The organism is Paenibacillus sp. J22P169, assembly GCF_059691995.1.
Genome location: NZ_JCAUAO010000001.1, coordinates 496,451 through 520,358 on the forward strand (window position 1 = coordinate 496,451; position 23,908 = coordinate 520,358).

Annotated in this window: 17 protein-coding genes; 1 reads left to right on the top strand and 16 read right to left on the bottom strand. The window is 46.1% G+C overall.

Annotated elements, in window-relative coordinates; translation table 11 throughout:
- Positions 1-210: 210 nt before the first annotated feature.
- The 4 genes from AC58QG_RS02485 to AC58QG_RS02500 all read right to left on the bottom strand — a co-directional run bounded on the left by AC58QG_RS02485 (position 211) and on the right by AC58QG_RS02500 (position 2,428).
- Positions 211-531 (bottom strand): Mpo1-like protein, encoded by a 321-nt coding sequence (locus tag AC58QG_RS02485; RefSeq protein ID WP_497360433.1) that lies wholly within the window; start codon positions 529-531, stop codon positions 211-213.
- Positions 532-778: 247 nt separating this feature from the next.
- Complete coding sequence (locus AC58QG_RS02490; protein ID WP_497360435.1) at positions 779-1,120, bottom strand: hypothetical protein; 342 nt, start codon at positions 1,118-1,120, stop codon at positions 779-781.
- Between the two features lie 183 nt (positions 1,121-1,303).
- The gene (locus AC58QG_RS02495) at positions 1,304-2,095 is read right to left on the bottom strand and encodes a sugar phosphate isomerase/epimerase family protein (protein ID WP_497360437.1); all 792 of its coding nucleotides are present in this window, start codon (positions 2,093-2,095) and stop codon (positions 1,304-1,306) included.
- Between the two features lie 75 nt (positions 2,096-2,170).
- Positions 2,171-2,428: a hypothetical protein gene (locus AC58QG_RS02500; RefSeq protein WP_497360439.1), complete on the bottom strand. Its 258-nt coding sequence runs from the start codon at positions 2,426-2,428 to the stop codon at positions 2,171-2,173.
- Positions 2,429-2,960: 532 nt separating this feature from the next.
- Between AC58QG_RS02500 and AC58QG_RS02505 the strand changes: the two genes are divergently transcribed.
- Complete coding sequence (locus AC58QG_RS02505; RefSeq protein ID WP_497360441.1) at positions 2,961-4,193, top strand: M16 family metallopeptidase; 1,233 nt, start codon at positions 2,961-2,963, stop codon at positions 4,191-4,193.
- A gap of 321 nt (positions 4,194-4,514) precedes the next feature.
- Here AC58QG_RS02505 and AC58QG_RS02510 read toward each other — a convergent pair whose 3' ends face one another.
- The 12 genes from AC58QG_RS02510 to AC58QG_RS02565 form a co-directional block, all read right to left on the bottom strand.
- Positions 4,515-4,907 (bottom strand): VOC family protein, encoded by a 393-nt coding sequence (locus tag AC58QG_RS02510; RefSeq protein WP_497360443.1) that lies wholly within the window; start codon positions 4,905-4,907, stop codon positions 4,515-4,517.
- 1,080 nt (positions 4,908-5,987) lie between these two features.
- Entirely contained in the window at positions 5,988-8,645 is a 2,658-nt protein-coding gene (locus tag AC58QG_RS02515) for an Ig-like domain-containing protein (protein ID WP_497360445.1), read from the bottom strand.
- A gap of 221 nt (positions 8,646-8,866) precedes the next feature.
- Positions 8,867-10,402, bottom strand: coding sequence for a glycoside hydrolase family 31 protein (locus tag AC58QG_RS02520; RefSeq protein WP_497360447.1), 1,536 nt, complete (start codon positions 10,400-10,402; stop codon positions 8,867-8,869).
- Complete coding sequence (locus tag AC58QG_RS02525) at positions 10,384-11,727, bottom strand: Gfo/Idh/MocA family protein (RefSeq protein ID WP_497360449.1); 1,344 nt, start codon at positions 11,725-11,727, stop codon at positions 10,384-10,386. Before AC58QG_RS02525 ends, AC58QG_RS02520 begins: the two co-directional genes overlap by 19 nt.
- Positions 11,728-11,782: 55 nt before the next feature.
- Positions 11,783-12,940, bottom strand: coding sequence for an alanine racemase (alr, locus tag AC58QG_RS02530; protein WP_497360451.1), 1,158 nt, complete (start codon positions 12,938-12,940; stop codon positions 11,783-11,785).
- Between the two features lie 3 nt (positions 12,941-12,943).
- A complete protein-coding gene (locus AC58QG_RS02535; RefSeq protein WP_497360453.1) occupies positions 12,944-13,765 on the bottom strand; it encodes an aldo/keto reductase in 822 nt (273 codons plus the stop codon).
- 71 nt (positions 13,766-13,836) lie between these two features.
- The gene (locus AC58QG_RS02540) at positions 13,837-15,462 is read right to left on the bottom strand and encodes an apiosidase-like domain-containing protein (RefSeq protein ID WP_497360455.1); all 1,626 of its coding nucleotides are present in this window, start codon (positions 15,460-15,462) and stop codon (positions 13,837-13,839) included.
- A 26-nt stretch (positions 15,463-15,488) separates the two neighbouring features.
- Positions 15,489-16,370 (bottom strand): carbohydrate ABC transporter permease, encoded by an 882-nt coding sequence (locus tag AC58QG_RS02545; protein WP_497362764.1) that lies wholly within the window; start codon positions 16,368-16,370, stop codon positions 15,489-15,491.
- A gap of 9 nt (positions 16,371-16,379) precedes the next feature.
- On the bottom strand, positions 16,380-17,342 hold the full coding sequence (locus AC58QG_RS02550; protein ID WP_497360457.1) for an ABC transporter permease: 963 nt from the start codon (positions 17,340-17,342) through the stop codon (positions 16,380-16,382).
- Between the two features lie 65 nt (positions 17,343-17,407).
- Positions 17,408-18,940: an extracellular solute-binding protein gene (locus tag AC58QG_RS02555; RefSeq protein ID WP_497360459.1), complete on the bottom strand. Its 1,533-nt coding sequence runs from the start codon at positions 18,938-18,940 to the stop codon at positions 17,408-17,410.
- 133 nt (positions 18,941-19,073) lie between these two features.
- Complete coding sequence (locus tag AC58QG_RS02560; protein ID WP_497360461.1) at positions 19,074-22,013, bottom strand: beta-galactosidase; 2,940 nt, start codon at positions 22,011-22,013, stop codon at positions 19,074-19,076.
- Between the two features lie 238 nt (positions 22,014-22,251).
- Positions 22,252-23,904, bottom strand: a complete 1,653-nt coding sequence (locus AC58QG_RS02565; protein WP_497360463.1) for a response regulator — start codon at positions 23,902-23,904, stop codon at positions 22,252-22,254.
- Positions 23,905-23,908: the final 4 nt, after the last annotated feature.

The following is a 23,908-nucleotide window of genomic DNA, read 5'->3' on the forward strand; positions in this document are numbered from 1 at the left end:
GGTGCTGAGTTGTGCCTGACTCATCTTCCCCGAAATTCCTCGTGCAGACCGTGGGGGCTAGCCCGAAGGATGAGTACAGGGTTATCTGATGCCAATGCCTTCTTGAGATACTTTTTAAAATGTTGTGTTTAATCGTTTCTTCCCCCTTAGATAGATCCTATTTTAGGGGGAAGGGTCTACCGGCCGCGATGCGGTTAGGTGTTCCATTTATTATTTATCAAAATATATTTTTAGTATTTCTTTTCTTGCAATGATTTCATAGGTTCTTATAAAAAACCAAGTAAATCCCACATAGAACCCTATGAACGGATATCTAAATGATGCTGGGCGATTCCCTTCAAAGTAAAAATGTCCTATCCAAGACAATACATAATGTGCAATTGCCAAAATCAAAGTAATCCACAAATTAATAAATAGAAATATCCAACCTAGAAATCCACACATAAAAGCAAAGTAATGTAAGGTTTGATTATTCTTATTCTGATGAGCTTGTAAATAATAAATCATGTCTCTTCTTATATATTTAATCATAATAACTCCTCATTATGGTCTTTAAACGAATTCTCTTCTTGATTTATAAGAACCATGGTTTGCCAGGCTTTTATATAACCTTCTGTTTACGCACTTCACAAATTCTCCAACATTTGAAGTATTCGTGAAGTTATTAAACTATCCTGCCTGTTACACAGTAAAATAGGGATCGTCTGACTGCGCGACAGCCGGCGATCCCTATTTAAGTAAAGTTTCCCGTTAGTTTAACGAACAAAGATATAGGTATTTATCGTGGTTTTAGAATTCTGTTTCGAATAAATAAATAAGTCATTAGTATTGCTGCAAGTAAAATAAACATTGGAATTATCGCAAGAAGACCTATACTTCCCATGTTTGGTTTCCACAAAGAAACAAGAGGTAAACTCAGAAGCAGACTAATGTACATAAAAATTGCCTTTTGAGTAACTGATGAGATTATTGAAAGTAAGCCCGCAGGAATCAATATTGCCGCAAGTCCTCCTATGTCTGACCCATTTTCAATTCTAATGACAATAAACAAGACAATTGTAATAGCCGAAGCAAGAAATCCAGGATAAGAAGCAAATTTATCAATAGGTATTTTACTCATCACTCAAAACCCCTTTCTTTACAATAATACCCATATATAATACGCGTTTATCCGTATATTTGTTGCTGGAACACACCTAATAGTAAAACCTAAACAGCTTGCTACCACCAAGCTCTACTGCCCGTTAGCGGAAAGAAAGGCTGCCAAGCGGCAGCCCTTCAAATGTTTAACTAACGTTTTCCGTTAGTTGAAAAAACCATTTTTCTTGAGATTATTTACTGATTCAGATAATGACTCGCTTGTTTTAACTTCTATTACCACAGACAAATCATTCTTCTGAGCAAAAGCTAATCTCTTGTTTAACGGTACGATTCCTGAATATAAAGATTGATGGTCTGACTTACCATTAAAATCGTGTAGGTGCATATGTCTGATACGATTAATAAAATGTATGAAGATTGGCTCTTCTTCAAAACCTGCAACTGCATCGTGACCGACATCCCAGGTAAGGTAGAAATTATCAAAAACACTTAATTTATCAAGAGCCTTACGAATAAAAGGAATATGAAAATTCCCAGTATTCTCAATACAGAGTTCAACTTCAAAAGAATTAGCTAAATGATAAAGTTCAAGATAAGATTCATAAAGTAATTCTAGAAATTCTGATTCATTCTGTTCATTAATCCAGACCTTTTTTTGTGGGAGGGTGAAATAAACTCCTTTATTCAAGTGCATGTTCAGTGTTTTTATGCCTGATAAATTAGCCCATTCCATTGTTTGTTTACAGCGTTCTAAATGCCCCTGTCTTATTGAAGGGTGAAATGAGGATAAATCCATTTCTTCAGGGAGATGTATAGTAAAATCTAATTCGAATTGTTCTCTAAAATATCTTAGTTCCGAAAAACTTAATTTTTCTGGTACGCATATAGGAAGATTCATATTCAATTCGATAAAGTTCAATCCGAGTGTTTTACACAATTGAACATTCTCAAATATGGATGTATATTCAACCAAAGTAGGCATTCCTAGCCTCATTTTAACATCCTCCTCGATTCGTTCTTTAGTTAACCTCCCTTCAAATTATACCATCAAATGGAACTATCCTGCCCGTTACTTCAACAGACAACGGCAGCGGATCGTGTGCCGGCTGCCGTCATGTCGTGATTGAACTTCAGTTTTCCCGTTAATCATTTTTTTTGGTAAGTGATTCCTTTTGGAGTTTTCATACCCTATCATCTCTGTAATTACGCTTTCTAATTCACCCAACGTAGTTTCTGGTGGAAATTCCTTTATTTTGGTGAGATGTATGAATAAACTCTCCTTCTCATTCCCACATGTAATATCAAATTCGACTACAATTTTGCTCATAATATCAACTCCTTATTACAGCCATTATTGGCATACAAGCATTAAACTAACCTGCCCTTTAGCTTAATAGGCTGCGCTGCAGCCCGTTTTCATGGAGTTCTCCTATCCTTAAGGATAATAAAGCAATCCGTTGATTGCTCTAATACATCATTTACAAATGCCCTATAACGGACAAGCACTCTCCTGATAACTTCATCATATCTTTAAATAACCCAAAAACGCTCATAATCAGTTTGGAATTCATGAATCCTTCCTTTATAACACTTAGTAATATCCTCAATTAATTGTCCTGTTTCAAGGTACATTTTATTAATACAGACTCTATATTTCGAGTAGTTCCTTATCCTTTTCGTTTGTAACATCTATATTGAAGAGTGCATGATCCTGATTTCCTCATTCGACTCGAACATACCAACGCTCCTACAGGTATGACCCAAAATAGTGTAATATAGATATATATTAGCACGGAAGCCAGATACGAAGGTTTCCCTCCGGAAAATTCATAATGCAAAAAGTAAAGGGGGATCTGCGCATGGAGATCATGACATTAAAAAATCATTTACAAGTCGTGCTGAAGCCAGATTCGTCTTCGCGCAGTGCGGTCTTTGCCTACGCGATTAAAGCAGGATGTAACATGGAAGTAGGCGTTCCTGCCGGGACTGCTCATTTTCTCGAACATATGCTCTTTAAAGGCAGCGCCACGAAAACGGCAAAAAAGATTAACCAGGATGCCGCGGACCTCGGTACGCTTCCCAATGCCTATACCTCGGAGGATGAAACCAAGTACTATATCCAGGTGCAAAGCAAGTACGGCATGGAGGCGCTGGACCTTCTATCGGACTTTTTTTGGCAGCCGGCGCTCCCGGAAGAAGAAATCGAAAAAGAAAAGCAGGTCATCATCGAAGAAATTCATATGTATGCCGATCAACCGTCTTCGGTTTCCGGCGAGGTGCTCGAAGGTCTGTTGAAGCGAAGCTCGCTTCTGGGTACTAAGAAAAGCGTGCGGAAGATCCGGCACTCACATCTCCTTCAGTTTTATAACGCGCACTATCACACAGGCGCTGTGATCTTTGTAGCGACGGGCAATTTTGATAAATTTGCGGTGCTCTCCTATTTGGAACGCCTAAAAGTTCATCAGCCGAAGGATCGTGCCGAGCAGGAGAGGCGTGAATATGATCTGCAGCAAAAAGAGGCGGTTGTCAAACGCAGCGTCAAACAGGCGCATATTTCATGGGCAATTCCGGTAGCAGGTTACGGGAGCGGCGATGAGCCGGCGCTTGAAGTTATTGCCACGATTTTAGGAGCGCATGGAAATGCGTCTTCTCGTTTGTATGATGAGATTCGTGAAGAAAAGGGACTCGCGTATGCGGTCGATGTGGATTACGAGTCTTTTCATGACCACGGCTACCTTTTGGGATATATGGGACTGTCGGCAACGTACGTAAACGGGGCAACAAAAATTCTGTTTAAGCACCTGGCGGATCTGGAGACAACTCTCGTCAGTGCTGCGGAGCTCCGCCGCGCCATTGCCTGTTTGACCGGACAGCTGGTAATCGGTATGGATGATGTGCTCACTCAAAATGATTCTCTGAGTTATAGCACACTGTATGGACTGGAGTTTGATGTTGATGCTTTCGTAGCCAAAGTAGAGGCGGTGACCGCAGATGAGGTACTGCGGGTGGCGCAGAAATATGCCTTGGCTGGGAACGTCTATGTGGCATCCGTGGTGCCGAAGACATGGAGCGCCATCGAACAACTTTCTTAAAACCCTGTTAAAAATCGGTGTGATTTATCGCTCCCGTCTTAATCGTTTTTCAATATGGAATAACAACTGAACAACTAATATTGGATTTTTATTAAATACAACTTCTCTTATTGATAATACTGCTGTGTTCTCTGAATCATTGAATTTCCATTTCTTCTTTATCATTTAACTATTAAACTCCCTCTAACAATACCCTTTTTGTTTGAACTAATCTGCCCGTTAGCACAATAGCTGCACGCAGCAGCCTTTTTAAGTTTGTTCAACTATAGTTCTGCGTTAGTTTAATGAACCCCGCCTTTGTTTCTCGGTTTGGCTCTTTAATTACTCGTTCGGTTGCCATATTTTGAGTTTATTTCCGTCCGGGTCACAGAAATCGAATTCTCTAAACCAGCTATGTACTATCAAATCCCCGATACTAATACCTAACGTACGGACATGCTCGTATAATCCATTAATATCGGATGTTCGAAAACAGACAACAGGCATTTCATAACTCTCGCCATCAGCCAGCCACTCGCTTGTGCGAAAGGATAAAACCTGCTGATCTAACCGCTCACGTAGGAATACTTCCTGTCTGCCGGCAAGCAAATAATCTCCGCCATGCTCCATCCCTAGGTGCTCAATATACCATTCTTCGGACTTCTTTCGGTTAGTAACAGGGATATAGACTCCGTCGATTCCGATCAATTTACCTCTTTTTTCTACTTGCTCCATAGTGGATCCTCCTCATACGAAATACAGTTTATAACTATATTCCAAATAAACCAATAATATCCTTTATTTGCACTAATCTGCGCGTTAGTTGAGAAAACGGCAGCCATTTATGCAGGCTGCCGTTCTTCGTTTGTATTGAGCTATCGTTACCCGTTAGTTGAGCGAAGTAAAAGTATTTATTTGCAATTACACTTGGTTGAGCGTTTTTTGTTGACAAAGCATTTATTAAATATACACTCAATCCCGTTCACTTGATTGCACGGGATAATTTCTCTTATATAGGCGGTAAATTGTGGTTCGTCCTCCGAATCTATCCGTATTATTTCAACGAAATCTTTACCTACACGAACAAATACAGCTGTTCTGATTGCAAAGTTAGCGAATACGATTGCGAGTCTGTTTATAATTTTTTGTGCAATGGCAACATCAAGTTCCTGCAAATTATAATCAATAATATTTGAAATTCTCAGTCTGACGCTCCTTGTAGTTTCTCCAAGCGTCATTACCAAGAATGTATTTCCCACCGACCTAATGACACCCAGAAATTTCCCTCTGGTCTTGTGGACTACCTCCACACCTTGCCTTCCAATAAAATTTCTAAGACGTTGTCGAAGTGTTAGATTAGTGGTCACAGGAACACAAAACTTTTTACAAACCATGTTATTCGCTTCCCCTCATGGATGGTTGGTTGCCCTGTCACTTTATGCATAACCATCCATTTGGAGGCACGGCTTATACCTATGGAACGTTCAACTTTTATTAATGGCTCCTCAAATTATGCACTAACACCGTGCTATACTGCACGTTACTTGAATGAACTAAAAGAGTTGCCTCACAGCAAACTATTCGTTTCTCGTTAGTTGAGCAATTTATATATATATTAATTGATCCAATTAGTATCATTATAAATCCAACCAAACCAATCAGTAATGCCCAGATACGGGGATGATTCCAAATGACTGAGTAAGGGAATACAAAAGGACGGCTATCTATAGCCGCCCTAACTGTAAACTTAAATTAAAGGCAACGTAATTAACCACTAAAGTTAAAATAGAGCGGTTTATTTTACTGTCAGTTAACCTACTTGCTCGGTTTTATCTCAACAGTGTTGCTTCTTATAGTACCCGTATTATCTGTAAATTCGACATACGCATAATAGGTTTTTCCGTTCGTAAGTCCCTTGATGTGCGCGCCTTTGGCGTTGTAATTGATATTGCTGTATTCGGCGAATCCTCCATCCTGGCTATTTGCTATAAACACCTTATAACCCTTGCCGTTCGCTGATACAATGGCAAAATTCACATTGCCCTGCCCATTACCCGAGGACACACTTGTAATCGTCATGCCAGGAGGTTGAGTAGGTATGAGCGGTTGTTGCTTAATCAGCACCGATGCCTGACCCACAGAGGCTGCTGAATAGTATTGTGCATCGCCACTATATGTAGCTGTAAAGCTATGTTGGCCCAACGCAAGGTTAGTTGTCGTCAACGTCGCCGTGCCGTTCACCAACGTCACAGGGCTGCCGATCGTCTGGCCACCGTCTAGGAAAGTGATCGTCCCTGTTGGCGTTGGTGCTCCACCGCCGTTTGTCGATGCCACTACCGTCTGCAAAGTGACCGCACTGCCGTAGACTGCCTCGCTTACGGAAGTTGTGGTCGTGACCGTAGGCGTCTGGCGCGCGACCGTCAGTCCAATCTTCTGTGTGCTCACTACAAAATTGTCGATCATACGTGTCATTGACGCTGTCGGCGCCGAGTTGTTGTAGTTTTCCAGCATGATCGTGTTAATCCCATACTCGCTGTAGTTGCCTACCCAGTTCAGATTCGTTTGTCTTGACTGCAGCACATCGTCCACCCAGAACTCGAAGATGCCATTCGACTGCCCCGCATCGTTGAGCTTGATGTGCGCTTCTACAGCCTGCCATTTGTCCCGCATGTCCGTCGCGAAGAACGGCACATTGCCTGGCAGCTTCCCTAGCCAGCGCAGGTTGTTGAAGTCATTGTACTGTGTCGTCTTCAGCGTCCCTGCCGCATCGGTCCCTGATGCCGGGTCCTGCGACAAGTAATTGTTGTCTGGGGCAGCTGACCAGATGTGGCCGATCATCGCCTGCTTCCAGTCCGCGCTTGCCATGATGGTCGCCCGCGACAGCTTCTGCGCCCCGTTCACCGTCCAATTGGGACCGTTCTTTACGTAGAACCGCCAGTAGACCTCACGATATTTCTCGGTCCCCTCGTCAACGGCCTTGAGATAGGTATCCGGTGTCCGACCGAACGCTACCTTCAGGTTGCCCGCATCGCCGCTGCCGCCCGACCATGTCGCTTTCATCCCTTTAGAGCCGGATACACCTACGCCATCCGCTCGCACGAACTTGCTTGTGCTCTGATATTCGAAGTACGAGCTCAACCGGTCGCTTTCGAAATCATCGCACCAAATCCACCCCGCTTGCTTATTGCCACACTCCTGCGTGACTAGACCGGCTCCTGAGCCGTAACCGGTTACAATTAGCACCGATGCCGTTGCTGTCGTCGATGCTGAGTTATACAGCGTATCCCCGTTGTACGTGGCGGTAATGTTATGCCGACCGAAGGCAAGATCGGTTGTCGTCAATGTCGCCGTGCCGTTCACCAACGTCACTGGGCTGCCGATCGGCTGGCCGCCGTCCAAGAAAGTGACTGTCCCAGTTGGCGTCGGTGCTCCGCCGCCGTATGTCGATGCCACTACCGTCTGCAAAGTGACCGCACTGCCATAGACTGACTCGCTTACGGAAGCAGTCGTCGTGACCGTAGGCGTTTGGCGCGCGACCGTCAGTCCGATCTTCTGTGTGCTCACTACAAAATTGTCGATCATACGTGTCATTGACGCTGTCGGCGCCGAGTTGTTGTAGTTTTCCAGCATGATCGTGTTAATCCCATACTCGCTGTAGTTGCCTACCCAGTTCAGATTCGTTTGCTGAGCCTGCAGCACATTGTCCACCCAGAACTCGAATATGCCATTCGACTGTCCCGCATCGTTGAGCTTGATATGCGCTTCTACAGCCTGCCATTTGTCCCTCATGTCCGTCGCGAAGAACGGTACATTGCCTTGCAGCTTCCCAAGCCAGCGCAGGTTGTTGAAGTCGTTGTACTGTGTCGTCTTCAGCGTCCCTGCCGCATCGGTCCCCGATGCCGGGTCTTGCGACAAGTAATTGTTGTCCGGGGCAGCTGACCAGATGTGACCGATCATGGCCTGCTTCCAGTCCGCGCTTGCCATAATGGTCGCTCGCGACAGCTTCTGCGCCCCGTTCACTGTCCAAGTAGGGCCGTTCTTCACGTAGAACCGCCAATAGATCTCCCGGTACTTCTCGGTCCCCTCGTCAACGGCCTTGAGATAGGCATCCGGTGTCCGACCGAACGCTACCTTCAGGTTGCCCGCATCGCTGCTGCCGGCCGACCAGGTCGCCTTCATCCCTTTAGAGCCGGATACCCCTTCGCCATCCGCACGCACGAACTTGCTCGTGTTCTGATATTCGAAGTACGAGCTCAACCGGTCGCTTTCAAAATCATCGCACCAAATCCACCCTGCTTGCTTATTGCCGCACTCCTGCGTGACTAGACCGGCTCCTGAGCCGGCAGTGGGTTCCTCGGCTGCAACTGGTTTCGCAGCGAATGGAAATGGACTTGCAGGCGCGAGTAACAAAGCCACCATAACTAAAATGAATATTCGACTGTACAATTGCGGAATGCCTGGAACATGTCTCAAGGGACCTCTCTCCTCTTTCATTCAGATGTAAGTTTACGAGACTGGACGCCTTAATTATAGAATTAGCCCTACGACACCTGAAATAAATCATTTGTTACTAATCCATACCAATGTTGACATTGAGAAGTAGGCTCAATTTAAGTAGAGGTCTGCACTGGACAAAAGCAAATAAACCAGCTTCAGTAAGGTCGAAGCTGGGTTAAACAATAAATAAGATTTGCTTAATCGACTCTTCGATACCAAGGCAGTCGAGAAATAGGGACATCAATTTCTAGCCTAGTCGGACCCACTACATTTACACCGTCATCACCCAGCCATTCCCCTGGTGGAATGAAGACGATGCGCCTACGTTGTCCCTTATTCACGATTGGAGCTGCCATCAAATGACTGCCAAGCAGAAATTGATCCGACACTTGTTCATAGTCTTGACCGGGAAATTCATAGGCTAAATGACGTAGAATCGGTTCCCCCTTCCTTGCCGAATGCTCGGCAATTTCGACAATCTCAGGACCGAGCCTCACATGTAGTTTGGCCGCATCCATGCAATAATCCAAATGCTCTGGATCTAACACCCGCCATGGAGCTGCGGAAAATTGCATCATCGGGAACAGAGCCGAACACTGGGCATAACGGACAAACAATTCCGCATCCAAGCTATGTTCAACTGAAGTGAATTGGATATATTCGCCTCCACCAATCATATCAGGGCATATAAACGAGTAGCCCAGTAAGCCTTGAGCTAACGCGTCTGGAATCAAAGCCCCTAGGCCGTCTACCTCCCAGGAATGCTTCTTGTCTTTTAAGCGTTGTACCAATGGTTTACCTGCCAACTTCCAGCAAGCTCGAAATTCATTCAACGCATAGGGCAAACCGACTTGAGCCCAGGCTTCACAATGACCATTGGGATGACATGGAGCAGCACTCCAATCACTTTCTTCGTAGAAATTAGGATCCCCAGCATCGAATTTGAAGCCGTCAATTCCATATTTCTCTTGCAGAAAACGTAATTTCAAATGGATCCAATCAACCGCACCTTGATGCGTACAGTCGAGGACGGCGCTATACCCATTCCACCATTTTCGAATTGCGATTTGACCGCTATGATCCTTCAGTAAAAATCCAGTTGGTTCCAATTGCCGGAACGTAAGGCTGTCTGGGCTAACAAATGGGCAAACCCACAGCATGATTTTAAATCCCATCCGATGCAGTTCATCTACCATCGCTTTCGGATCGGGGAATCGACCGGAATGGAATTCCCATGTCCCATAAGGTTCATGCCAATTATCGTCGATCATGATGACTCCTGGGTCCATCCCAATCTCCACTACATCCCGTGCATATTGTAATACCTTCTCTTGGGTAGGGGAGTATAAAAGTTCAATCCATAGGTTATATTGTGGGGCTGTGAACAGCAGACGCTCCGGCATAACGCCAGCAGGAGGGAAATGGGTCTTCGACGACGCCAAAAAAGCTCCACGAAGATCAAGATGCTGATCACTGTAATAGAGTGAGGCACCACAGACGCTCTTCACCTTCAATACTCTGTCTTGAATGGAAAAGTCGAATGGTTCCTCGCTCCAAATATACCTTCCTTTGTTGGATAGGAGCAGCGGACAAGCTTGGTTGGCTAATAAATCGCCGTTCAAGCTTGCCTGGAACTCATGGTCCGCATATGGCATGTGCTGTCCATCGGACACTCTCCCACCCCACCAATATTCGTTAGGCAATAGCTTAAGGCTTATTTCTCTTTCTTCCATGCTTCCCGCTCCTTATCCGTGCCAACAACCTGAAGTCCTTCTCCCGCTCCATCCACCATATCACCTATGTTTTGCCGTCGTAGTTGTTCTACAAACTCTTTCATTCGGATGGTCTGCCCAGTCAGACGAGACTGTTCTGCAGCAAAGGCAATCAGGTGGCTCTCAGCAGAAATCATGCCATAAGACCGCGATGGTTCAGTCTGACCGCTTTGATGGTGATTACGCCTAACGATTTCCCGCATGAGCATGGTATCCGCCCCGCCATGTCCCCCATCCACACTGGCCGGCACGATACGCTCTCTGTGTCCGTTGAAAAGGACCATCTCTAACTCTTCACTTTTGCGATGTCCCGTAATTTCCCCCAATGTGCCCATAATCTTGAAAGTACGCGTGATTTCGCTTGAAAAGGCGGAAATATTGAAGCTGACTGTTACCCCGTTGTCGAATTGCATATTAACGGCCTGATGATCTACAACATCATTATCACAGCGGAACACACATCGGCCATATGGACCTTCCTGTAGCGCTTTCCACCGGGTCGGCAGATCGTTCTGCAACGAGACCACATCCTGAGGCCAGCTGTTACTATCATTGTAATATAGTTTGAGCGCGGAATAAGGACACTCATGCTCAACCTGGCAACCATCCGTGCAACGATCGGTAGATCCTACAGGTGCATGGCGCTCATGAAAATAGGATAAGTCCCCGAAGGAGGAGACGGACTCGCATTGTCCCCCTGCCAGCCATTGAAGCAGATCGAGATCATGACAGCACTTGGCCAATATCATGGCGCTTGAAGAGTTTGACTTCCGCCAGTTGCCTCTAACAAAGCTGTGCGCGAAATGCCAATATCCAATATTCTCACTCCATTGAATGGATACAATATCACCGATTTCTTTCCGGTCCACCAGCTTCTTCAATGTATTGAAATAGAGATCGTATCTAAGCACGTGACATACCGTAAGTCCACGATTCAATCGTTCGGCTTCTTCCGCCAGTCGAAGCGTCTCGAGTGGATCCGGCGACATCGGTTTTTCCAAGACGATATCATAGCCTGCTTGCATGGCCTTCATAGCCGGTTCATAGTGATCCGCATCCTGCGTACAAATGAATAGTGTGTCGCATTGTTTCGGTTTTGAAAGAAAATCATCCCAGTGGACATATTGTTGTTCTAACGGGATTTCATGCAATTTTGCAAAATGAGTTCTTTTCTCTTCATTCGGGTCAGCAACGGCGATAAATTGAATTTCGTTGGGATGTTTTGACGCATACGCGCCATAAGCGAACATACCTCTGCTGCCCGCTCCTATTAGAGCTGCTTTCATCTAAATAGTCTCCTTCCATCTTAGTCATTGCGCTATGAAGCTTGCTGTGGGAGATCTAGAACAGAGGGCCCCATTCATAAATACGGGGAACTCTTTTGCCTACTGAGCAAACAACTTCATAATTGATCGTGTCGATCCAAGAAGCCATTTCATCAATGGAGAGATGTGCTCCTTGCGACTGACCAAATAAGACCACCTCGTCGTCAAGTTGTACATTCGCAACAGTAGTTACATCCAGCATCGTTTGATCCATGCATACACGTCCGACAATGGGAACCCGCTGTCCCCTTACAAGAACAAATCCTTGATTAGACAAAAGCCGTGAAAGTCCATCTGCATAACCTGCAGGCATTGTGGCAATCAGGGATTGTTGCTCGGTTCGCGCCGTACACCCGTAGCTGATCCATTCATCAGTTCCCACTTTTTTTAAGGATGATATAGATGATTTGAATTGCATTGCTTTCTGGAATTCATCGGTTAAGGGATGTTTGACTTCATGTGAGGGTAATAACCCGTATAAGCTAATGCCTACCCGCACCATGTCCAGATGCATCTCCGGAAATTGAATGGTCGCGGCACTGTTACAGCAGTGTTGAATAGGGATTTGAATTTGATGTTGTTCGAGATAGTCGATAACGGATCTGAAGCGTTCAAATTGGTGACGGGTTCGAGCGCAATTTTTACTATCCGCATTTGCGAAATGAGTAAAGATGCCCTCCACACGCACATAGGGGCTAGACACCGCTTTAAGACTTAGGGACAATACTTCTTCTTTGCTGGTGCAGCCTAATCGGGACATTCCCGTGTCCACTTTGATATGAATTTGTGCGGGCTGGCTTAATCGTGCAGTCACCGCAATCAGTTCATCTAAGCTTTGCTCGGAAAAAACGGTTAACGAAATTCGATGTGTCACAGCGATCTCTAAGGAACGAGTTGGGGTACATCCTAGAACGAGGATAGGATGTTCAATTCCAGCTTTTCTAAGCTCCAGGGCTTCGTCGAGAAAGGCTACACCTAGCCAATGGGCACCTGCCTGAATGGCTGTTCGTGCTACCTCAACGGCACCATGCCCATAGCCATCGGCTTTCACTACAGCCATTAGACGACATGAGCTGTGTAGATGAGATCTGAATAAGCTAACATTATGAGAAATGGCATGTAGTGAAACTTCTGCCCACGTATTTCGGAAACCAATCTTAGGAATATCGTTCATATCTTAAAAATTCCTATGATCCGGGTGAGCGCTAACACGTTGATTAATGTTCAATTCGGCCATAAGTACCATGTCTTCCTCACTTAGTTCGAAGTCGAAGATGTCGGCATTTTCTCGTATGCGAACAGGGGAAATAGATTTAGGAACCGTTACGATATCTTGTTGCACAACCCAACGCAATATGATCTGAGCTACACTTTTCCCGTACCGGCTAGCCAGCTTCAACAACAGTGGATGATCCATCAAGCGGCCACGCATTAAAGGACTGTAAGCCTCCAGCTGAATGAAGTGCTGTTTGCAGAATTGGTGCAGGTTAATGGAAGCTAGACTCGGGTGATACTCGATTTGATTGACTGCAGGTTGAATGCGACTCGTCTCCATCAATTCCAACAGGTGGTGCTCCAGAAAGTTACTGACGCCGATCGCCCGCACTTTCCCCTCTTCATACAGCTGCTCCATTGCACACCAAGTGTCCTTATTCATCCCCATAACCGGCCAATGGATCAAATATAAATCTACATAATCCAATCCCAGCCTTTCACGACTCTTCTCAAAAGCCTTCAATGTGGAATCGTAACCATGGTCATTATTCCACAGCTTCGTGGTGACAAAGAACTGTTCGCGTGGAATGCTAGACTTCTGAATAGCCCGGCCTACCCCTTCTTCATTACCGTATGCAGATGCGGTATCAATACTGCGATACCCGCACTCTGCAGCACAAACTATCGCTTGCTCCAATTCCTCGCCGTTACCAGCCTGCCAAACTCCAAGCCCTAGCAACGGAATCTCTACACGATTGTTCAAGGTCACACTGCGCTTATGCAAGTATAGAACCTCCTCATCTTAGGCTTCGCTTAACTAATCTGTACGTCCGTATTTTTTCAGCCCCTATCTATTTACTCCAAAACCACAACCCAGTCAAGCATTACAGGTGGTACAGGCAATACCCATACTCCCTCATCGTCTGGGCGAATGTCACCGATGACATGGGTACTGCCATTCCGAGGATCGATAAAACTGGCTCGGTACGATAAATGAGGATCAAGCCCTCTTACGCTCACAGGATCATTCCAAGGGGTTAACAGAATCGGAACATAGAGCAGAATCGCTTGCCCCGGAATTACAGCGCAGTAAGGGTTAAAGTATTCTTCAGACCCGGCACTAGGCTCAATTGACGCTTGACTAGGCTCCAATCTCCACCAATCAAACCGCTCCAGAATTCGTTTCCCCGCGCCAACATGCGCCGAGCCTAAGAAGTGAATAGCCTGCTCCCATACATGATCATCCCACATCGTTCCGCTAGGATGGGACCCGAATGTGCCATTCTCTGAATTGGTCAACGCTACAGCAATCGTGCCATACGTATGCCCTGCCGACCCAGAAATCAGGCTGCTCCAGAATAGAAACCGCTGCACATCAGCGAAGTTACGGCCCATAATGCCCTCATAGAACGCTTCTGCACTAATAACCGGTACCGAAGGCTTCGCACCTATTATATCGATATAATGCCGTGCAGCTTGATGCAGCTCCGTATATCGACCGGTATCACCATGCCCAGCCTGAGGCAATTCAAAATCCAACAGCGAGCCGTCCTCAAGCTGACTTCGAGATGAGTGAAACGCGTTAGAATGTGTGGTCACAGGGTGTCTATAAGGGTCGGTACGACTCACATAAGCGGCCACATTCGTCCATTCTCGCTTCAGCATGGCGACATCCTGACCTCGCTCCGGCTGCTTGCTCCCATAGAACGGCATGTTGCACTCACCAGCGAGACACCAGAATAGGGGATACCCCCCATAGCGAGCGATTAAGTAACGCCAATGCCGCTCCATCTTCTCGGTTCCCATCCATTTCAGGTAATATCCCCATGAACCGATGAGGCAAGGTACGAGACCGGACTCCACAATGTACTGAATCTTTCGGTCGGCCTCGTCGAAGTATGAGGGTCTAATTCTAGTGAAATCATCTTCCCATGGATACCCGGCTTCGTTCTCATCTCTCGGATCGAAAGCCGGGGTCTCGGGTCCCAGTCCAATACTAATTTCAACGACGGAGAATCCTTTTTCCACTCGATCCGCTATTAGCGTTTCTAGCATACCCGGGGAATCCATGCGCTTCGTCAAGCATGTATACCATGTATCCGCCAGCCACAAGAATGGTGTACCGTCCGCATGCTCGAAATATCGACCATTGGTGCTAACTTGAATGGCTCCGCGCCGAAGCAACGGGCTCAGATGGGCATCATCGCTTGAAACCTCAAGCATCCCATCTACACCATGCAGCTCGTGATTATTCATATCCGAGCAGATCGATCTGAACAAGTAACGCCCCGCAGACGGAGGTGTGAACCGAAGTTTCCATTCACTGGCTCCTGTCCAAAATGCCGGTACTGTCCAATGTTTCCCCTCTTCATCCGTAAGCATCACATCCAGTTCAATCTCATTGAACGGGTCTTGATAAGTTTGTTCGGTTACATACGACCACTCGGCAATCTGATTTCGAATCCCTTGAACCAGAATCATCCTTATCTTCCTCCCCCTGAATGTCCCTACCCTTTTACAGATCCAATCATAACGCCCTTCACAAAGTATTTTTGCAGGAATGGATATACCAAAAGGATCGGCAACGTACTGACAATAATCGTGGCATATTTCAATGACTCGACTACAATGGTCTCGGAACCTGACTTGGCCGCAGCTGTGGATGCGATCGAATCGGCGTTCGAACCGGCAATAATTAAGTCCCGCAGGATGACCTGTAAGGGCAATAAGTCCGGGTTCCTAAGATAGAGCAGCGCGCTATAGAAATTGTTCCAGATCCCTACGGCTACGAACAATCCAATAGAAGCATAAACTGGCTTCGATAGAGGAGCGACGATCCGGGTGAATAATCCAATATCATTCAACCCATCCATTCGGCCCGCATCCTCCAATTCTTCCGGAATGCCCTCGAAGAAGGTACGGAATATCAGCAGGTGAAACGTATTTACCGCCCCAGGAAGCACCATCGCCCAAATCGAATTGACGATCCCCAGTTCTTTAGCAACTAAGTAAGATGGAATCATACCTCCACTGAACAAGATCGTGAAGATGATGGCAAGCGTGAATTGCTTCCCGAAGATCATCTTCTTCTTGGAAAGGGCATAAGCGGCCATCGAGGTAACCGTCAAGGAGATCAAAGTACCTAGTACGACATAAAGTATTGTATTACGATATCCGATCCATATTTTCTTATCGTGAAAAACCAGCTCATACCACTGTGTAGTGAATCCCCTCGGCCAGAAGGATACCCGGTTCTGCAGTACATAGACTTCACTGCTCAGAGATACGTTGATTAAATATATGAAGGGATACAGAGTGACGAAGATCAGGCACAACAAGATGAAGATATTGATGGCGTCGAACAAGCTGAATCTAGTGCGCTTCATCATTCTCACTCCCTACCACAGGCTGACCTGTTTGATTTTTTTCGCTGCAAAATTAGCCAAATACAGCAAGATGAAGCTTGTAATGCCATTGAACATCCCTATAGCCGTTGAATAACTGAAGTTCCCTTGCAGCAAACCAACACGATACGTATACGTCGAGAAAATATCTGCTGTTGAGTAAATAAGAGGATTATAGAGTAAGTACACTTTCTCAAAGCTAGTAGACATCAAACTACCCACATTCAGAATTAATAGAATGAAGATAACGGGAACAATACCAGGAAGGGTAACATGCCACATCTTTTTCCAACGTCCAGCCCCGTCCATCTCTGCCGCTTCATATAAATGAGGATCTATGGCTGACAAGGCAGCCAAATAAATAATGGTTCCCCATCCTACCCCCTGCCATATCCCAGATGTAACGAAGATCGTCCGGAAATATTCAGGCTTCGAGAGAAAATAGATCGCATCCCCTCCAAACCATTCTACGATCTGATTAATCAATCCGCTTGTGGGCGATAAGAACATAATAATCATGCTCACCATAATGACATTCGAGATAAAGTGGGGCAAATAACTTACTGTCTGCACGAAGCGTTTGAATACTGTGGAACGAAGTTCATTTATAAGCAATGCTAGCAAGATTGGTGCTGGGAATCCGAATAAGATACTGTAGAACCCGAGCAGAAGTGTATTCTTAAGCAAGACTAGAAAATCTGGATTTTGGAAGAAAAATGAAAAATATTTAAAGCCTACCCATTCACTCGCCCAGATGCCCTTGAACGCATTATAGTCCTTGAAAGCGATCACGAGCCCGAACATCGGCAAGTAATCGAACAAGATATAGAACACCATTGCCGGTGCAAAAAGGATAAGCAAGTATTTCGCATCCTTGAGTCGCTTCATAAATGATTTGCGATCTCTTATAGCTGCGGGGTGACTACGTTTAGCAGCTTGGATCTCTGTGTTGTTCATCAGGCTCAGCCCCTACCAGTAATTGAATGCCCTCCCTCATCAAGAGGGAGGGTTACTCTCCAAGATTATTTCTTCTTCACGCGTGCATCAGCATTCGTATACATCTTGACCACATCACCTAAACCTAGCTTTTGCAGGCCTTCCACATATTGAGGCCATTCACTAAGTGGACGGCTGCCAATAATGAACTTGGAGATATTCTCTTCCATGTACTTGTTGATAGCTTCACCCTTCAAGTTCACGATCTCTTGTTCAGCATTGTTGAATGCTGGCAGCAACGGACTTGGGCCTGCGAACTTGACTGCTTCGCTTAATGCCGTCTTCGTCTCTGCAGACATCAGGGACATCCCTGCTTCTTCATCTACCCAGATCTTCGTACCAGAGCTGCCTAGACCGTAATTCTTAGCTGCAATCGCAGTCGTTGTAATTTCTGGCATGAACTTCTTCGTGCCATTAGTCTTCGAATATGTTACGCCTTCCAATCCCCAGCTCAACACTTCTTTAGCTTGATCTGTATACAACCAGTCAATCAGCTTCAAGGCAGCATCGAGATTCTTAGATGTCGAGGATACCGTCAGACCTTCGTCGTAGTACGAAGATGTTCCATGGAACGCTTTGCCTGTTGGTCCTTTAGGAGGAGCCATGTGCGCCATTGTAAACTCAGGCGTTGTCTTGCGTACGTTATTGTTGAAGTTATCCAGATTACTTAAATAACCATTGAAGATGAAGCCCTTGCTGTTGGCGATGAAATCGTCACGTTGCTTGCTGTCGAGTGATAGGAACTCGGTCGGCACCAGTTTTTCCGCGTACAGCTTATTCAAATATTCAATCATCTTACGGTAGCTGTCTTCACTTGGGCCGTAAGTCCAAGCTTTGGTTTGCTCATTGAAATAGTAGCCATGGCGCGTATCCCAGCTCGGGGAAATATAATTCAGGGTTGCCAAGCCTTTCTGCCAAACCCATGGTGTACTATCAGGATACAGCTTTTTCAGATCCTTCAAGACCGTATAAAGCTCATCGAAGGTAGCAGGTGCCTTCAGGTTGTTCTTCTTGAAGATATCATCGCGATAGAGCATGATCCCGTTGCCTACTGGTGATGTTGCCCCAGCCGTAGGTGTCAAGAATAGTTTTCCTTCGTTATTGAGCGGCAGCTTTGATTCAACCGGGTGCGTCTCCATCCACTTCTTGAAATTCGGCATTTTGTCCATATGATCTAGGAAGTTGACGAGTGCGCCGCCACCACCGAACTTCTGCACGAAGGAGTAGCCGGACATCCACATGATATCAGGCATTTCATTCGAGGCAATAATGAGCGGTATCGATTCCCACCAGTTGCCTTGGTAACCTGAAACCTTCAGCTTCGTATTAGCGGACTTCTCGAACACTTGCCAAATTGCCCAGTCATCTTTCAATGGTTGTGCGGGATGATTCTGTACCATCATGCTGAGTGTGGCTGGCTGTGTGTTTGTGGACTTAGGTGTTGTGCTCCCTGCTGGTGTCGCGCTGCCTGCTGATGTGGATTGTGGTGTGGAATCGCTACACGCCGCGAGTACACCAGTTAGCAAGGTTGCAGCTAAGATCGTAGAAATCTTTTTCATTTGATTACACTCCCCTTTTAAATATAAGTCTTCGTTAAGACTTGACACCTTAATTATAGGGTTGACTCCTGATCACTTTAAACAGTTCAGTTTTGACTAATGCTAACCAATCTTTACTTATATCGGAATTAGTTCAATTTTCTTGCAAATGAATGGATTGCGCTCGGATTCGGATGGAAGGATCTTCTTGCAGCGAGAACAGCTGTGTGTCCTTGTGCGCAATTGTGCCGACTGGAACAGCATATTCCTTCGAGGAGCGCAATTCCCGGATCCTTTGACAGGATCGATCTGTCTGCAACTGGAAGGAGACAGTCCTCCCGCTCTCATTGGCTACATACACCAGATCTTCGTGCTTACGACGAACGAGTCGAGCCTCTAAGCCTACCACACGATTGCCCTCCAGATCCGTAACCCGCAGCGGACGATCGACCTCAGCGATATTGTACAGTTCATCCAGGAGTTCCATAAGTGATTCATCAGACGGTGTTCCAGCAGCGTACCATACCTTCCCAAGACCGATTTCATGCTGGGATAACATAGTCCGTCCCTCACGGTCCCGAACCATACTCTCCCCTTGAATGAGTTCGACTCTCTGGATTAACCCAGAGTAAGACAGCTGCCCTAGAGTTTGAAAAGCTGGTACAAACTCAGCAGCTTCAGCATCCTTGCCATTCTCATAATAGACCGTCCGCTGTAAATTCTGATCATAGCGCTGCTCCATCTCGCCATAATGGGCGATATCCGGAGCTATCGTCTCCATAATACGAATGCCCCACTGCTGCAAGTAGCTCTGCGGACGACAATACTCATCCCCTATGAGCGACTCCGGCAGGACCAATACATGTCCTCCTGCGCGTACATAACGGTCAAGCGAAGCGAATACCTCCTCAGGCATATACTTGGCAGCAGGTAAGACGATCAGCTTGTATCTTGGTGCAATCCCATTGACTAGCTGCCTCTCGCTTATGAAGGTGACACTTGTATCCAAAGAACGAGCTGAAGCATAGCAGCTGCGCAACGAAGTTAAGTAAGGTGTCGAATCGGCACGCAGTAGTTCAGGCGGCACTTGAAGCATATTCGTCTTCGAATACAGAATCGCTACCTCTTTTGGCATGTCCCAGAACGCCGTGATCTCCTTATTCAATCTGCGGACGTCAAGAGCGGTATAGAGCATCTCAGCCACCTTCTCTGAGGACATATCCCCATGAGCGGGCGAGTTCATCGTACTCATCGGAAATTGACGTGACGGTTGCTTGGGCCACCAGAACTTCGAGATTGAAGTTTTGCCATGCAAATAGTTGAGCAGCCATCGAGAGCTATCCCCTTCCTGCTCAGGATCTACCATAGGCTTGGGACTATCCGCCAATGCTCGGAGAAGGTCGATGCTGAGGAGATCATTGCCCTCGTGCAGAATCACATCGTCTACTTCGTTAATGATCAGCTCCTCATCGATGCCAGTAGTCCCGTTATCCGGACTCATCATGCTATGAGTGCCACCAGCACAGATCGGAATCGTCGCGTGAAACTTACGGATCGACGCTTTCGTCCGAATCAGGTGGTCTGTAAATCTTCTTGTATTCCAATTGGTCCAATCCAGCCATGCGGCTCGGTTAACGTCAAGGTTAGGAGCGAATCCATGGGTCGGAGGCGGTACGATCTCGCTGAACGCTACATACTTCGTGCCCCATCGTTCATTCAATCGATCCAAGCTGCCATGACGCTCCTGCAACCATTCCCTGTACCGCGCTATCGAAGTATTGCAATAACACATATAAGTTAATTCATATCCCAGGATGATATACATCAGGTTGGGCATGCTCAGCCACCCTGGGGCATGTTCAGCATTATACTGATCGATGGCTTCCATGATATGCTCGTTCTCCAAGCAAATAATCACATTTTCCTTCCGACCGCCCATGGCCCACTGATCCTTAATCAGGTGACCGCACCAGCCCTTCCAACCCACCCGTTTCGTGTCTTTATGGCGATGGAACGCTTCATAAACCGGGGACCACTCTATATCGTAACGGGAACCGCCCCCTACGGCGAAAATTTCGGTTTTATGCTGCTCAGGTGAGAAAAACTGCATCAAGGCTCCATCATTATGATAGCTTACTGAACAGATCAAGACTGGGGTCTCTGATGCATCTACATAAGCATTTCCTTTAATGGTTAGCGACTTGAAATCAGGAATCGGCTTCACAAGCGACAGAGGCACATTGGCGTCATCCTCGTCATCCTCGAACTTCTTCGAAGTGGTGAAATGCTCGAGAATCGTCCTTTGCTTGATCACCTCGACCATGGCTCCTTGCATGTTACGCAGCTTGGCTTGAGGTGCGAAGTGCCAAGCAAGCATAGGTCGCAGCTTGAGGGCTATATCAGCCATAAGCTTAGCTGCACGAGCATAATGTGTCTGCTTCCCGTTGATCTCAGCAATCTCGATCACCTTCACCAACCGCTCCAGTTCGTGTTCCAGTTCTTGCTTTAGTTGGACTACCTCTATAGGATCGACATAGTTTTCGGGCTCATACGTATAGCAGTAAATATCCAGATGCTTTAAGAAAATGATGGAATCGCCTGGCTGAACGCATTCATGGCTATCCACCTCTTTTCGCTGATCAGACAGCCGAAGGGAAGAAATGGATATAGGTTCTTCCCCTGTCCTGGGCTCTGGCATGCGAAGCACAACCTTTGCGATTTGTTGCAAATTCAACATGCGGTCCCCTCGTTGAGTCTGGATTGGCGCAATCTGAATGATCACATGTGTCAAACCTTCGCCAAGCATCAGGGCCCTGCCTCTGTCCACTACATCACCAAATTCACGATCCGGACTCGCTAATGATTGCTGGTCGAGCAGCTCAATTCCACCAATAGCTACGCGATCCCAAGGGTTGTAAATCATAAATTGCAAGGACTGGTACCCGCTCCAATCCGCTTCTAATCCAACTGTCTCTGCGATACCTCGGATCGTTCCTCCAAGTAATCCATTCGGAAGCTTCCCCATCCCTTTGTGCAAGTTTCCGGTCCAAACCGTACTCCCTTGCACAAAATCCTCTAGCAAATGCGCCATCATGTCTCGCTCTCCTCCTACTATCTCTATCATGCAGGCTAGGATGCCTAAGCTGATTGTACATTGTCGCCTCTTCCTTCTGGTACTAACGGTTCTTTACTCCAATAAACTACTTTTTACTTTAGTAGAACTCGGTTTACAATTGACAAAAATGGTTTATATAATACGCATTTACAAGTAATCATACAGGAAGGGCTGTCCCAGAAGGTCATCATAGACCTACGAGCCAGCCCTTCTTGTTTTATAAAGACTTATCACGATATTCCTGCGGTGTCATACTCGTGTATTTCTTGAAAAACCGAGCGAAAGCGATGCCCGACAAATATCCAACTTCCTCTGCAATCTCGTGAATTTTCATAGGTGTTCGCAGCAGTTCCTTGGACTTTCTCAATCTAACCTCCGCAATATAATCAGACAGCTTATGTCCCGACAGCTGCTTGAATAACCGGGACAAGTAGGAGGGGTTTATATGGAGATGCTCGCCAAGTTTAGTTAAGGACAGATCACTGCTAAGCTTCTCCTCGATATAGACCTCGATCTCACGAACAATCCGATTCGTGCGCTCCGATAGATTGGAAGATGAGGATGCAAAGACCGTGTCGGCCAACTGCTCAAAGAAATTCAAATACTCCTCCCAACGGCGTTTGGGGTCATAGCCGAATAGCTTATCTACGTTCATCATCGCTGACAGATCTGTGAAAAGCTGCATGCGATTCATGTAGGTAATGAACATAGAAGATAAGAAGTGATAGATCTCCAATTGGGCAGATATGGACGCAGCATTCGATCGGGTATGCTCACACAGTTCACGGTACAGATGCATAAATTCCATTTGCTGACCATTCTGCAACAAATCGATTAACCCACCGTATTGCCCTGGACGAAATTGAAAAGGAATCGCCGTTCGGTGCTCCTGCCCTTCCCCTTCATCTAAGTTCATCTGCTCGAGCTCGCTATCGGTAAACAGCATCCCTGGCGTTAAGCCAAGACCCTGCTCAGCCAATAGCTCCAAGCGGTGGAAGCTGTTGGATAAAGCACGCCACTCCAAAGACTCTGCTCCTAAGAGAAAGGAAACTTCCAATTGGAGCAAGCTCTTGCAAGTATCCTGAACCGACTCCAGCATACCGTAAATATACAGTGGTGCCCGATTCTCCGCGAAGCCCTCTTGCTCCTGACTTCGGAGTTGAAACACGCAAAGCATTTGCACCCGATTGTAAACAATGGTCCTCAGCACGACGGTATCCCGAAAGTATTCATCCATCACATTCTGGGCCGCATCTAGTAACAGCATCCGATCAGACGGATTAAGAGACTGCTTCCAACCATCCAGCCTTGCTAGAGCGATGAAGATCGGAGCTTCATGATTGTACGGCATCTCCAATTGCTCGAATTGCTCTCTCAAGGCGCTAACCGACCACTTTCCTTCAGCCATTTCGTACAAGTACTGCTTCTGCAAAGAATGTATGGCCAGTTTGAACTGATGCTTTGTCTTGTGATTCAGAAATTCCGCTTCCAGCTCGGATTGCAAGGATAGAATCGCCCTGGATACCGAATCCTGAATTTTGGCATCGCCTTCCGTCTTTAATATGTAATCGAAGGCCCCTAAAGAGTACGTCTCTCTCGCATAGTTGAAATCATTAAATCCAGTAAGGAAAATCACCTTGCTTCTTGGCCAGAGTACCCGAATTTCTTTCAATAAATCGATACCTGTCTTGACGGGCATCATAATGTCAGAGAGCACAATATCAATCTTGGTCTTCTCGAGAATCTCCAAAGCCTGCGGTACCGAATAAGCCTTATAAATCTCCAACTCACACGCTTCCTGCTCCTCGAACATTTCGGCTAATCCATCTACGATGATCGGCATGTCATCAACAATCAGCAGCCTGTGCATGGTA